At 56.3% G+C, this 13,131-nt stretch carries 10 protein-coding genes; 6 read left to right on the top strand and 4 right to left on the bottom strand.

What is annotated here, in order from left to right; all coding sequences use genetic code 11:
• Positions 1-34: 34 nt before the first annotated feature.
• Positions 35-1,711 (top strand): FAD-binding protein, encoded by a 1,677-nt coding sequence (locus Q6D67_RS15015; protein ID WP_304706479.1) that lies wholly within the window; start codon positions 35-37, stop codon positions 1,709-1,711.
• Between the two features lie 24 nt (positions 1,712-1,735).
• Here Q6D67_RS15015 and Q6D67_RS15020 read toward each other — a convergent pair whose 3' ends face one another.
• Complete coding sequence (locus Q6D67_RS15020) at positions 1,736-1,954, bottom strand: ferredoxin (protein ID WP_304706480.1); 219 nt, start codon at positions 1,952-1,954, stop codon at positions 1,736-1,738.
• An 11-nt stretch (positions 1,955-1,965) separates the two neighbouring features.
• Positions 1,966-3,318: a cytochrome P450 gene (locus Q6D67_RS15025; RefSeq protein WP_304706481.1), complete on the bottom strand. Its 1,353-nt coding sequence runs from the start codon at positions 3,316-3,318 to the stop codon at positions 1,966-1,968.
• A 301-nt stretch (positions 3,319-3,619) separates the two neighbouring features.
• Between Q6D67_RS15025 and Q6D67_RS15030 the strand changes: the two genes are divergently transcribed.
• The 3 genes from Q6D67_RS15030 (at position 3,620) to Q6D67_RS15040 (ending at position 6,385) form a co-directional block, all read left to right on the top strand.
• The gene (locus tag Q6D67_RS15030) at positions 3,620-4,480 is read left to right on the top strand and encodes a TIGR03619 family F420-dependent LLM class oxidoreductase (protein WP_304706482.1); all 861 of its coding nucleotides are present in this window, start codon (positions 3,620-3,622) and stop codon (positions 4,478-4,480) included.
• 37 nt (positions 4,481-4,517) lie between these two features.
• Entirely contained in the window at positions 4,518-5,516 is a 999-nt protein-coding gene (locus tag Q6D67_RS15035) for an SDR family NAD(P)-dependent oxidoreductase (protein ID WP_304706483.1), read from the top strand.
• Between the two features lie 104 nt (positions 5,517-5,620).
• Complete coding sequence (locus tag Q6D67_RS15040; RefSeq protein ID WP_304706484.1) at positions 5,621-6,385, top strand: sterol desaturase family protein; 765 nt, start codon at positions 5,621-5,623, stop codon at positions 6,383-6,385.
• A gap of 51 nt (positions 6,386-6,436) precedes the next feature.
• On the opposite strand, the gene Q6D67_RS15045 is transcribed toward Q6D67_RS15040, so the two are convergent.
• Positions 6,437-7,057 (bottom strand): TetR/AcrR family transcriptional regulator, encoded by a 621-nt coding sequence (locus tag Q6D67_RS15045; protein WP_304706485.1) that lies wholly within the window; start codon positions 7,055-7,057, stop codon positions 6,437-6,439.
• Positions 7,058-7,497: 440 nt separating this feature from the next.
• Here Q6D67_RS15045 and Q6D67_RS15050 point away from each other — a divergent pair, with 440 nt between their 5' ends.
• Together Q6D67_RS15050 and Q6D67_RS15055 are read left to right on the top strand one after the other, a co-directional pair.
• On the top strand, positions 7,498-9,714 hold the full coding sequence (locus Q6D67_RS15050; RefSeq protein ID WP_304706486.1) for a TonB-dependent receptor: 2,217 nt from the start codon (positions 7,498-7,500) through the stop codon (positions 9,712-9,714).
• A 165-nt stretch (positions 9,715-9,879) separates the two neighbouring features.
• A complete protein-coding gene (locus Q6D67_RS15055; protein ID WP_304706487.1) occupies positions 9,880-10,719 on the top strand; it encodes an SDR family NAD(P)-dependent oxidoreductase in 840 nt (279 codons plus the stop codon).
• A 34-nt stretch (positions 10,720-10,753) separates the two neighbouring features.
• On the opposite strand, the gene Q6D67_RS15060 is transcribed toward Q6D67_RS15055, so the two are convergent.
• Positions 10,754-13,117: a TonB-dependent receptor gene (locus tag Q6D67_RS15060; RefSeq protein ID WP_304706488.1), complete on the bottom strand. Its 2,364-nt coding sequence runs from the start codon at positions 13,115-13,117 to the stop codon at positions 10,754-10,756.
• Positions 13,118-13,131: the final 14 nt, after the last annotated feature.

A 13,131-nucleotide genomic window follows, 5' to 3' on the forward strand; every position in this document is an offset into this window, starting at 1 on the left:
GGTGCCCTTGGTGCCGGGTAATGGAGAATAACAGTTGAAGTGGGATTCGGAGCATGACGTCATTGTCGTCGGCAGCGGCGCCGGGGCACTGACCGCGGCATGCCGCGCCAGAGATCTCGGTAACCAGGTACTGGTTGTCGAAAAGGCCTCCTTCTACGGCGGAACATCCGCAAGCTCCGGGGGCGGCTTGTGGGTGCCCAATAACCATCTAATGCTGGCGGCCGGTATTGAAGACAGCGAAGAGGATGCACTGGTTTATCTGCGCGAATTGACCGCAGGGGATGTCGCGCCAGAGGTCATCGAAGCCTACGTCCGTGAGGCGCCGGCAATGCTGCGCTACCTTGAGGCGCAGACGCATGTCGCCTTTGAGTCCATGATTCACTACGCCGACTATTATCAGGAATTGGCTGGATCCAGGCCAGGTGGCCGTTCGATTGATCCGCTTCCATACCACGCCAGGGTTCTGGGCGCTTCTTTCCACACGCTGGGTATGCCACATATCCAGACCCAGGTCATGGGCTTTATGGGCTACACCAACCAGGAAGGTGCGGTTCTTCTGAGCAAGGCGCCCGGCTGGTGGATAGTAGTCCTCAAGCTCGCGATGGAGTACTTCCTGGATATTCCTGGACGAATGAAAGGTCGTCGGTCCCGTCGGCTGGTAATGGGCAATGCGCTATTGGGTCGGCTGCGCCGTTCGATTGACGATCGCAGTGTGCCGGTCTGGCTCGACTCCCCGGTCACGGAGTTGATTCAGGAAGAAGGGCGGATGGTCGGCGTAGTGGTCGAGCACGATGGCAAGAGAAAAAGACTGGGCGCGCGCAAGGGTGTAATCGTCGGTAGTGGTGGCTTCGAGCATTCCCGGAGCCTACGGGGAAAGTATCTGCCAGTACCGACTCGTGCGGAATGGTCGGCCGCTTCGCCAACCAACACCGGAGATTTGTTGTCCGCAGCTACCGCAATTGGCGCGGCTACCCATCTGCTGGATGAGGCGTGGTGGGGGCCTACCATTCGCGTGGCAGGGGAGGACAGGGCGCGTATGTTGTTTACCGAGCGCTCGATGCCCGGCTGTATTCTGGTCAACCAACGCGGCTCGCGCTTCGTCAACGAGTCTGTCGCTTACACCACCGCGGTGCAGGCCATGTATTCCGGCGACAATTTACCCTGCTACGCGATATTCGACAGTCGCTATCGCAGAGAGTATCCGTTTGGGCCCTTGCTTCCAGGTGGCATGCATCTCGATTGGCTGCAGCCCAGCAAGATAAGCAAGGAGTTGTTGAGTTCCTCGAACTCCATCGCCGGGCTTGCCGAACAGCTTGGTATAGCACAGGACCGCCTGGTCCAGACGGTGGAGTCCTTCAACGGCTTTGCCGCCACCGGTGTTGATGAGGATTATCACCGCGGTGAAAACAGCTATGACCAGCTCTACGGCGATGTGCGCCTCGGCCCGAATACCTGCCTGGCTCCGTTGGCTGAGGCGCCTTTCTATGGCATCGAAGTCTACCCTGGAGACATCGGGACCAAGGGCGGCCTACTCACCAACGAGCATGCTCAGGTTCTGAATGATCAAGGCGAACCACTGCCCGGGCTCTATGCCATTGGCAACTGTGCAGCATCGCCTATGGGGCGTTATTACCCCGGTGCGGGCGCGACCCTGGGGCCGGCCATGACCTTTGGCTATATCGCTGCTGGCCACGTAAGTGAGCGAGTGTAATATTCGCTCTGCGGAAGTTTCTGTTCAGTCAACTTCTACCAATTGAATGGTCTGATTCGGGCAGTATCTGACCGCATCTTCCACCTTGCTGCGCAGGCCTGGGTCCGGATATTCGGCTTTTACCCGAACCTTCGGGTAGCCGGAATCCATATCGACCACCTCGAAAACTTCAGGGCATTCCTCGACACAGACCCCGTGTCCCTGGCAAAGCAGCAAATCCACTTCTACCTTGTATTTACTCATCCCACCCACCCTCATGCTGCCTGGCGGTCGGCGCGGCGCCGGTAGCGCAATATGCAGGGGTCGGAGGGACGCAGGATCAGGGACGGCATGATTTCTGCATACTCACCGGGAGGCCCCGCCAGTTCGAACTCGTAGTGGTGCAGCAGTACCGAGAATATGACCTTGACCTGAAGGATGGCAAAAGCATTGCCGACACATTTGCGTTGGCCGCCACCAAACGGAATCAGGGCAAAGGGATTGTCGGGTGCTGGCCGGTCTGGATCAAAGACCTCGGCATTTGGAAAGCTGCTTTCCAGCCGATGGGCTACATAGGGGCAGAGCATCACGTTCTTGCCCTTTTCAATGCTGTGCCCCTTGTACTCGAAATCCTCGACAACGCGGCGGGTGAGTGTGTTGAGCGGCGGATGTACGCGCAGAGCCTCGCGGATAAAGCCTTCCAGCCTGGACATTCGACGCAGTACTTTCAGGTCGAACTGCTGCCCGCCGTTCATGACCTCGTCAACCTCGCTGACGACAGCACTGGCGAGGTCGGGGTGCCGGGCCAGTTCGACCAGCGTCCAGGCGGCCGTATTGGCACTGGTATGGTGACCGGCAAACATGAACCAGACAATCATGCCGGCTATCTCACTGGTCGTCAGGTGACGGCCGTCGGGGTAGGTCGTATCCATGTACACCTGGAGCAGGTCCATGTGCACCTCGCCAGAGGCGCGGCGTTGCTCCACTCGTTCTGTGATCAGGTCCTCAAGCCGCGCGCGGGCCTGATCACGGGCCGCATAGGCATCTTTCTGTGCTCCGGGGTCCTGCAGGCCGCCCGCGTCGGCCGCAGCGCCCAGGGTGTGGTAAAGCTCGGCAAATTCGTCCGTCAAGGAATAGCGGAATTCGGACCCCAGCAGACAATGAGTCGAGGTCTTGATGGTCAGATCGGCAAAGCCTTCGTAAAAGTCGATCTCGCCGCTGTCGCCCCAGTCCGCTATCCAATCCTCGGTCTCCCTGGCAATAATGGGGGCGTAGTGGTTCATTTTCTCACTGGCGAGGCCTCTCGAGTGCATGCGCAGTTGCTGCCGTTCGATATCGAGGGGCGCGCCATACTGTACGCCTTTACCGAAGATGGGTACCATGAATTGATAGGCTTCGCGCGCGCTGACCTTGTCGTCATCGACGCGAAACACGGCCTCATGCGCCTCCGGTCCCACCATCAGGACCGTGTTCCGGCCGCCCATGTCAAACTCCGCCAGTTCGCCACACTCTTTGTAGGCGCGAAGCAGGAAGAAGGCGGGGTGAGCACAGAACTCCTCAAAATGCCCGCCCTCTTCGGGGGATTTTGCGCCGCTGACGAACGGAATCGGCTTGCTGGACTGAGTCATGTTGGCCTCTGTTTTAACAGGAGAGAGTACCACGCGAAAGTACCATGCGAGAGTAGCACGCCTGAGTACCTCGCGAGAGTAGACAAAACATTGCTATATAAATTTTTATCGAGTATAGGCCAAGCTCCCGGCTCACACAAGCAGGGGTAGATTCGGTTCGAGTTCCGGCGCCAGAGCATATGCTGCCGTAAAATGCGAGCTTCCAGGGCCATGGTTTGACTTGTAACATTTCGTAGAGTATGTTTTTTGCCGCGGCTATCCCGGATCATAACCCAGTCTCCTGCTGAAGAGGTCAACTCGTATGAACTACTGGCAATGCGTCGCCATGCTCGACATGAAGGAGCTCCCCGCGCTTGCTCGCCATGCCGAGACCCTTGGTTTTGAGGGTATCTCTCTCGGGGAACACCTGATCACGTTCAGCGAGCAGTATGAAAACTACGAGTACAGCAAGAACAACCTCATTCGCTGGTACCCGGAAACACACTGGCCCGAGCCCTGGGTGCAAATAGCCGCGCTTTCGCAGGTGACTACCCGGCTTCGCTTTCTCACCAGCGTCTATGTGTTGCCGATGCACGATCCCTTCAACGTTGCCAAGCTGGTATCCACTGCTGCCAACATCAGCGAGGGTCGGGTGATTCTCGGAGCTGGCATTGGCTGGCAAAAGTCGGAATTCGAACTTGTAGGGCAGGACTTCCACACTCGAGGCCGGCGCTGTGATGAAGCGCTTGAAGTCATGGCAAAACTCTGGACAGGTGAACCGGTCAGTCACGATGGTGAGTTTTATCCGTTTCCGTCTCTGCAGATGTCTCCCGGGCTGTTCCAGCCGGTCCCAATCTATATCGGAGGCTTCTCGGAGCCCGCACTGAGACGCGCGGCCAGGCATGATGGGTGGATTGGCGGGCAGCATGAGATGAGCGAAGTAGAGTTCTTTGTGCCCACGCTGATTCAGTACCGTAAAGAGTCCGGCAAAAGCCTTGAGGATTTCGAAATATGCCTTGGTCTTTACGATATGCAAGAGTCGAACATCGAGAGGTGCAAGGAACTGGGGGCTACCATGTTGTATCGGGAGGCCTTTTGCGACGCCAACGGCATGGCCAGTTCCATGACGCTGGCGGAAAAACTCCATGACATGGAGAGGTTCGCCAATCAACACCTGTTGTAGTGTTCAATACTCCCGTCGCCGCCATAGAGATTGAAGAGTGAACGTACTGGTAACAGGCGCGACAGGATTTATCGGCAGTCATACCGTTACGCAGCTTCTCCGTGCGGGGCACACGGTCGGAGTGTTCGCCCGCGATCCCGAGAAACAGAAGTCGGTCCTTGCCGGCCTGGGAGTCGCATCTGAGGACGTTGTCTGTCACCGGGGAGATGTTCTCGATGACACATGGGTCGCGTTACTTCCTCAGTATCAGGCTGTAGTGCACTGTGCCGGAATGATGTCCAAGAATACCGCCGACATGCAAAAGATGTGGGATCTCAATGTCACCGGCAGCGAGCGTGTGCTGAGGGAATCGGCGGCGGCCGGGCTTGATCCGGTGATATTTCTGTCGAGTTTCATGGCGATGTTTCCGCCCAGGGGGCCAGTCATGAACGCTGATGATCCCGTGACTGAGCCGGACTCGAGATACGCCAGAACAAAGGCGCAAGCAGAGCGTAATGCGCGCGCCCTGCAGGCCGAAGGAGCCCCGATCGTCTGCATCTATCCTGCATCCGTAAACGGTCCGGTCGACCCGACCGTAGGTAGCGGCCAGGAATTTTTGGCCAACTATGTCAACAGTGGCTCAATGCTGGTTACCTCGGGCGGACTCACCTTCACCGACGTGAGGGATCTTGCCCTGTTGGTCAGTCGACTCCTGGAGCCAGGGAAGGGGCCCCGCCGGATTATGGCGACAGCGGACTATCTCACCCACCAGCAGATCCTGAGCATCATGCAGGAGCAAACTGGCATGCAGATTAAGCCGATCAAGGTGCCTGGTTGGATTCTGAGGACGGCTGGGCGATTGGCTGACGTCAAGCAAAGGGCATTTGGTGGTCCTGCTCCAGACCTGACCTATGAAGCTGCATCGGTTCTAACTCGCTGTGTCCCGCAGAATGACGAAGAAGCTCGCGCCATCCTGGGGGCGCAACTAATAGGCGGAGAGCAGAGCCTCAGGGATATGGTCGACTGGATGCAGGCTGAGGGCCTCATCGGTCCCTGACCTCATCACAAAAGTAATGCAAGATTGACCATTAGTCAAATATACCTTACTTTATTCGCCTCAGGCTGGCACACTTCAGGCGCTGTCCGGTAAGGGAATGAGAAATGAGCTTCGACTACCACTGGCAGGTAAGCTTGCTGACCTTTGTCATTCTGGGCGGCTGTATTGCATTGGCCCAGCGGCTGGTCTTCAAAGTACCGGCGTTCGCTGCTGCGCGTGAACTGAATCGCGAGGAAAACAAGCGCAAATGGCGGGAACAGGGGAAGAAGTACCATCACCGGGTGGACTCCAGCAAGAAAATTGGATTGGCCATCAATGTGTTTTTCTATGTCGCCATCCTGCCCTTCTTTGTCACCTTGCAGGCCGCCCCGCTGTGGCGTATAGCATTGGATGTGGTCGTGATTCTGATGGTTTACGACTTCTTTTACTACCTGGTGCACCGCTTCCTGTTTCACGGCAAGGGTTCTTTGCGCAGGGTGCATGCAGTCCATCACCAGGCACGGAGCCGGGTAACTTCGATCGACTCCTACCTGCTACATCCAATGGAGATATTCATAGGTATTGCGCTCTATTTCGTGACTATTGTGATACTCGGATTAGTGGGCCTGGCGCCGTTTCATATAGCTACCATTGTGATCTCCAACTTTATTTACACCCAATTGAACCAGATCAACCATTGTCGTATCGATCTCGAGTTTTTCCCCTTTCGCACTCTTAACTGGATCGCGATGAAGCACGATGCGCACCATCTGGATATGCACAAGGGGAATTACGCTACCCTCACCTTGCTCTACGACAAGCTGTTTGGCACGGTGGAAATCCACCCGCTGGAAGCCAGGCAACGGAATGCCGCTGAGAGTCCCCAATAAAAGCCGGGTGCGCGAAATAACTGTTCCGTGGGAGGGGAGGGGCGTAACGGCTTAGGGATAAAGCATTGCCGTCACCGTAGCCTTGAGCCGCTTGATGTAGGCTTTGGGGTCAAAGCTAACCGGCTCCAGCGCCATTTCTATCAGGATCCCGGTCAACATACAGTGAACCGTATATATGACTTCCTGGAATATCTTGTCGGAAGCCGAGCTGTCGTGGAAAATTCTTCGCGCCAGTTCGACATGGGCCTCGCGGCTACGACTGATGGAAAGATCGTTGCTGGCCTTGCCGTGGCCCCGGGTCGCCAGGAGGATTTCCAGCGTGGCCATGTATTCCTCACCCTGATAGTGATACCAGGCAGCGTCCACGTACTTCGCCACACGCCGACCGGCAGTTCCGGTGGTGAATCGGTTTGCGCTGAGGGACTCGTGGAATTTTGTGTGCGAGCGTTGCAACACTTCCTCGAGAATCTCTTCTTTACCCCCGAAATGATGCTGTACCGCTCCCCAGGTGATGCCCGCGCGTTTGGCAATCTGACTTGAGCTGGCCGCTGCAAATCCGCTTTCCTTGATGAGGCTGATGACTGCACCGATAATCTTGTCCTGGGTCGCCTTGCTTTTGGCTGCCTGGCGGCCCATGGCATCGACATCTGCCTGATCGAATTCAATTGCCATAAGCCTTTACACTCCAGTTTTGGGGTCCACACCCCCACCTCGGCGGATGTTACTGTGCATCTCAAGATGTGTAAACATTACGCTACAAATCTGACAGGTTGTCAGGCTTTCCAGAGGGAGCAAGGGTTGTGGCGTTGGCTGATACGGCGTAAGAGAAGCGCAGGCCTGACACCTGATGGTGCAGTAAAAACATACATGCAAGAACGTATTTATCAAGCCACTCATGAATCTCACAAGCCTTGAGGGATAATATAAAACATATTAAAAACAAGAGGATAAGTATCTAGACCGTGTTTTAACGAGCTCAATTTGATGACGCATCCTGGCGGTTCTGACTTCAAATAGAAGAAGAATACATTTTCGCAGGTATTGACAGCCCCAATCGTTTCACGTTCCATAGGGCGCACTCAATTCTTATAAAATCCAGGGCGATAAAGGGCATGAGAAAAATAATTTGTAACGCTGTGTTGGCCGCCTCAATCATTCCTGCGGTCCATACCCTTTCAGCCCATGCTCAAGGTCCTGCCCAGGCGTTGGAGGAGGTTGTTGTATCTTCCCAGCGCCGGGAGCAGAGCTTGCAGGATGTCCCCATATCCATTGCGGCCTTTAGCAACGCGGCTATTCAAAATTTCCGTATTCAGAACCTGACCGACCTGAACACACTGGTGCCTAACTTGTCAGCTGTTGAAGGCGCCGGCGGTACTCGCAGCGTGGTGTTTCAAATCCGGGGTCTCTATGCAACCGGTACGGCTCTCGGTGCGGATGCCGGTGTCGCCACATACCTGGATGGCGTTTATCTCAGGGGGGGCGGTGCGTCTATTGTCAATTATGCAGACCTTGAACGTATAGAAGTGTTACGCGGCCCTCAGGGGACACTGTTCGGTCGGAATACCTCGGGGGGAGCTATCGCCTTTATCACCAAGTCTCCTGACGGAGAGTTCGGTTTCAGGCAGAAACTCACCACCGGTAATTTTGACCTGTTCGAATCCAGAACACGTGTTGATACTCCACAACTGGGACCTTTCAGCGCCAGCCTGAACTACACCTATAGTGACAGGGAAGGGCCGGTGAGAAACACTGGAGCGGGCTTCACGGTCGATTTTTCAGAGTTCGGTGGGGGGCGGTTTGTTTCCCCTGAGCGGCTTGGCGACTCGAAAACCGAGGCGGTTTTCCTGGCGCTGGATGCTGATTTTCATGAGGATTTGAGCCTGGTCTATAAATTCGACTATACGGACATGGAGGCAACCCCGACCGCGGTTGGCATTTTGGGTTCCATTCCAGCGCTGGCAGGCCTTACCGACCCTTCGTTCGGGGCGGAGATGCCGGATACGGTCAACAATGCCTATCACATGCCCACCACCCAGCTCATCCGCGGTCACAACCTTACTGCTGAATATGCCTTGAACGATTCCATGACCTTACGGAATATCCTCTCTTTCCGGGAGGCGTCAGTGCAGGCGCCCGGGCATACTCTGGACGGTCTTGGGCAATTTGCCCCTATTGTTGTGATCTTTGCGGTAACCGGTGAAAACGAGAGGGAAGAATTCAGCGAAGAGCTGCAGTTTATCTGGGACGAAACAGCGTTTACGCTCACCACCGGTGTGATGTTTTACGACCTGGAGCAGACCGCGGGGGGCTACAAGAACGCACAAAACGGCTTCTTCGGTTCCGCGCCTCCGAATTTGACGTTTTTCCCGGGTTCCGTACCTGCGACCCAGTCTGATGTAGAAGCACAGTCGATGGCGGTCTATGGTCAACTCGAGTATCACCTCAATGAGCAGTGGGACGTGATACTCGGTGGGCGCCACACCAAGGACGAAAAGGACTATGTGGATCATACCTTGATGACCGGTGAAGTGCTGGAAACTGCCTACGACGAGTCGGAGTTTACCTATCTGCTTGGGCTCAATTACCAGCCAACCCTCGACTCTCTGGTATATTCGAAGTATTCAACCGGGTACATATCCGGTGGCATTGTCTCTGGCCTCCCCTACGAGCTGGAGAAGTCCAAGTCGTTTGAATTGGGTGCCAAGACGAGTTGGCTGGAGAACAGATTGCAGACCAACGCGGCGTGGTTTTTCGTCGAGTATGAAAACCAGCAGTTTGGGACAGCAGGCAATCTGGTTGACCCTCCTATCCCGACATCCCAGGTTTTGGTGAACGCAGGAGAAACCGAAGCCCAGGGAATTGAATTCGAAGGATCCTGGCTGCCCTTCACCGGATTGACGATGGGGCTGAACCTGGGCTATCTGGATTTTGAATTCAAGGAAATCGACCTTGTGCTTCTGGGTGGACCGATTTCCAAGCATTTACGCCCAAAGTGGACCAGCACGGTTTCGGCGGACTATGAAACTCTTTCTGTTATAGGTGACGCGCGACTGCAGTTTCATTTTGATGCCTCCTATCGTTCTGAAGAGGAAGTCATCACCAGGCCGGTACCCTTTGTCGATGGAACCAACCCCGGCACCTGGCGGTTGAATGGCAGCGTGTCCCTGGGCGGTATGAAGTTTGCTGGCGGCGAGCTGGGCGTGTCGTTCTGGGGCCGGAACCTGACCGACAAGAATCTGCCCTCGAACATGAATACTTTGGGTCCCATAGTTGCCGGATACTATGAATTTCCGCGCACCTATGGGGTAGACCTGACCTACGATTACTGAAGGTGGACCGCAGGCGCTACTGTCACAGCTCGATCTATTGTGGTCCCCGGCGGCCGTGATGAGTTCTGTTAAGAATCCCCCATCATCGCGAATGATTGCGCCAGAGCGGTGGTTGCGCCCACCAGAGTGTGAGCGATGGAGCTGGATAATAACTGAGGAATAGGTATGAGTCTGTCTATTGACCTTGCAGATAAAGTTGCCATTGTTACCGGAGCAGGAATGGGTATAGGCGAGGGTGTGGCACTCGCGTTGGCGCGAGCTGGCGCTCACGTGGTGTGCAATGCACGCACCGCCAGGGACATCGACGAGACTGCGGCAAAAGTGAGGGCGTGTGGGGTAAGGGCGCTTGCAGTCCCTGGGGATGTTACGGTTGCCGAGGATCTGGACCGCCTGGTGTCGGCGACAATTCAGGAGCTTGGGCGTATAGATATCCTCATAAATAACGCTGGTGGCACTATTTTCAACGGGTTTCTGGATATTAGTGACGAAGAGTTCTCGTTCATTTTTGACTGGAATACCAAGTCTGCGTTCATGCTTTCAAAACGGGTAGCGCCCTACATGATCAAGCAGGGATCGGGTGTCATCATCAATGTTTCTTCCGCCGTGGGTCATCTCACAGGAAGAGGTATGATGGCCTATGGTGTGGCCAAGGCCGGGCTGGACTACCTGACTCGCAGCCTGGCGGATGAACTTGCGCCGCGAGTCCGGGTCAATGCGATCGCACTGGGGTCCATCATGACGCCAGCACTCAGGGCCAAGCTGATCGAAGCGGAAGCGAGCTTTGGCGAAACCCTGATAGAGAAAACGCCGCTGCGCAGTATTGGTGACGCCGACAAGGTTGGCGAAACCGTCGCGTTTCTGTGCTCACCGGCGGCCGACTACATCACCGGCGATGTGCTTCGTTACGACGGTGGCCTGCAGGATACCAACTTGCCGTTCCGGCTTCCCGACTATGAACCTGACTCGGTGTTTAATCGAGACAATGGCATCACCCGGGAGAGCTGAGCTTCCCGGATGAGTGGGTCAGGAGGCGCTCAGCTCAGCGATTGAACTCGTATACCAGGTCTGCTCCAAATGTCCTTTCGGGATTGTAACTGTTGGTGACGAAGCCGAGCTGCCCCCAGTCTATACCAAATTCCCGGTACTTCTCATTCTCCAGGTTGCGTACCCATAACCCGACGCTGAGGTGCCCGTTCCTGCCAGCGGGAATCTCGGCCAGCGTGGCCCGGGCGTTGGTCAGCCAGAACGAGTCAGACGAGTTGTACAGGGTCAGCTGGGGGTGAAAGTCGATTTCCCCGGTATAGGAAGTGTCCAGCCGCAGGGTGAGTTCGCCGATATCCCAGCGCGGGAAGCTGTATTCGGCGGAAATTGAGCCGTTGTGATTGGGCGTGTTCTGCTGGGTCGAGGCACTGTCGGCGATATCGACGTTGCGTCCTGTCGAGAAGCCACTGACCGGATCCACTTCGCCAGCTACGAAGCTGTCGAAATTGATGTCGGTGTAGCCGTAACTGGCATTGAGCTTGAGAGCATCGGTGGGTAGCCAGGTGGCTTCCAGCTCAATACCGCTGTTGGCAGAGCGTCCGGCGTTGACCAGAACCTGGGCCGCGCCGGTGTTGCCGGTCTGGAACTGTGAGATCTGCCGGTCCTTGTAGTCGGTGTAGAACACCGCACCGTTAAAGCGCAGGGTGCGGTCCAGCAGGTCGCTCTTCCAGCCAATCTCGTAGCTGATAACTTCCTCTTCATCGAAGGGCAACGACGCTGATTCAACCGTGGTGGCTCGCATGTTGAAGCCGCCAGAGCGATATCCGGTGACCACTTTGGCGTAGGTGCTCAACTGATCTGACCAACGGTAGCTGACGGTCGCGCTGGGACTGAGATTGTTCCAGTCATTGCTGGGTTTTATGCGTTGGGGTACGTTGTCCAGCAGATTGAATAAATCCAGTTCCCGGTCGTCTACGCTATAGCGTAGGCCCAGAGTGACATCGAGGTCCGGTATTAGCTCATAGGTGAACTCCCCGTAAGCGGCATAGGCCACGTTTTCCGGCCTGACGTGGAGGAACGGTGCCGATACCAGCAGGGAGGTGCCACAGGGTGGCGCCTGCAGTAGCAGACAGGTAGGCAGGACGAATGCCTGGGGGTTTCTGAGTTCCGACTTCTCCCGGAAGTAGTAGAGACCGGTGTTGTAGCGCAGGCGATCGTCCATCAAAGTACCGATGATCTGGAGTTCCTGGGACCACTGGTCCTGGGAGCGGTCGCGGTCATGGGATTGATAGAGGGGTACCAGGGTGCCGGCGGGGATCGGCTGAAAGGTGGCCAGGTCGAGCAGCGTGCTGCCATCGGCGGGGAAGGCGCCACCAAAGGTAGAGTTCGGGGTAAATTCGTCCCAACTGCGATAGCCGGTAATCGACTTGATGGTCAGGTTGGGCAGCGGGTCCCAGGTCAATGTCAGGGCGTGACCGTCGATGTCAGAGGTCCAGTCACCGGGATTTTTCGCGGCGCGAGGCAGGCGGTCCAGTCGCGAGGACGATGCCTCGTCTCTTGCCTGCTCCCAATAGGGGCCTCCGTAGAAGGCTCCGTCCGGACTGGCGTACATGTCTCGCACGAAGGTAAGCTGCGCTATGGGTTCGCCAGACTCCCACTCCGAGCGTTCGTAGCTATAGTCGACGCTGAACGCATCACTGGGCGTCCAGTTCACAGCCAGGCGATAGGCTCTGGTCTTTGATTCATCGAGTTTTCTACTGGTGTACACATCTTTGCGGTCGCCGTCGTTACGAGTGTCCAGAATCGACAGGCGGGCGGCCAGGCCGTTGTAACGGCCTGTATCAATTGCGGTCTGGAAATTGCGCTGGCCGCGGTTGCCGGCACCGATCTTCTGTTTGAAGACGAATTCGTCGCGGGGCGGCGTGGTCACGATATTAACAGCGCCGCCGATGGTGTTGCGTCCAAACAGCGTTCCCTGGGGCCCTCTGAGCACCTCGATGCGCTCCACATCGAATATGGCGAAGCCGGTGCTGGACTGACGCCCGACGTAAACGCCATCGACGTAGACGCCGACGGTGCCATCGAAGGAAATCGAGTCATCCTGGTTGGAAATCCCGCGGATACTGTAGCCAACAGCGGGTTGCCCGCCACTAAGTTTACGAATATCGAGGTTGGGCGTTGCCTGGGCGATATCCCTGACCTCGCTGATGCCCATTTGCTCGAGTTCGTGTTGGCCGAACGCGGAGACCGATACCGGGGTGTCCTGGAGCGACTCCTCGAATCGACGAGCGGTTACGGTCACTTCTTCGAGAACCCTCGCCTGGGAGCCTTCGGTCTGGGCTGCCGCCGGCAATGCTACTCCAGCCACCAGTGCGCCGAGCGCCAGAGGGATGGGATGTACCTTTACAGACATTATTTTCATGTTGGTTTCACACC

It is taken from the genome of Haliea sp. E1-2-M8, assembly GCF_030649675.1.
Lineage (GTDB): Bacteria > Pseudomonadota > Gammaproteobacteria > Pseudomonadales > Halieaceae > Haliea.

What these genes read in the sequence shown, in the direction of transcription:
- Q6D67_RS15020 (WP_304706480.1), bottom strand. Translation starts at nt 1,954, where the DNA reads ATGAGTAAATACAAGGTAGAAGTGGATTTGCTGCTTTGCCAGGGACAC.
- Q6D67_RS15025 (WP_304706481.1), bottom strand. Translation starts at nt 3,318, where the DNA reads ATGACTCAGTCCAGCAAGCCGATTCCGTTCGTCAGCGGCGCAAAATCC.
- Q6D67_RS15030 (WP_304706482.1), top strand. Translation starts at nt 3,620, where the DNA reads ATGAACTACTGGCAATGCGTCGCCATGCTCGACATGAAGGAGCTCCCC.
- Q6D67_RS15040 (WP_304706484.1), top strand. Translation starts at nt 5,621, where the DNA reads ATGAGCTTCGACTACCACTGGCAGGTAAGCTTGCTGACCTTTGTCATT.
- Q6D67_RS15045 (WP_304706485.1), bottom strand. Translation starts at nt 7,057, where the DNA reads ATGGCAATTGAATTCGATCAGGCAGATGTCGATGCCATGGGCCGCCAG.
- Q6D67_RS15050 (WP_304706486.1), top strand. Translation starts at nt 7,498, where the DNA reads ATGAGAAAAATAATTTGTAACGCTGTGTTGGCCGCCTCAATCATTCCT.
- Q6D67_RS15055 (WP_304706487.1), top strand. Translation starts at nt 9,880, where the DNA reads ATGAGTCTGTCTATTGACCTTGCAGATAAAGTTGCCATTGTTACCGGA.
- Q6D67_RS15060 (WP_304706488.1), bottom strand. Translation starts at nt 13,117, where the DNA reads ATGAAAATAATGTCTGTAAAGGTACATCCCATCCCTCTGGCGCTCGGC.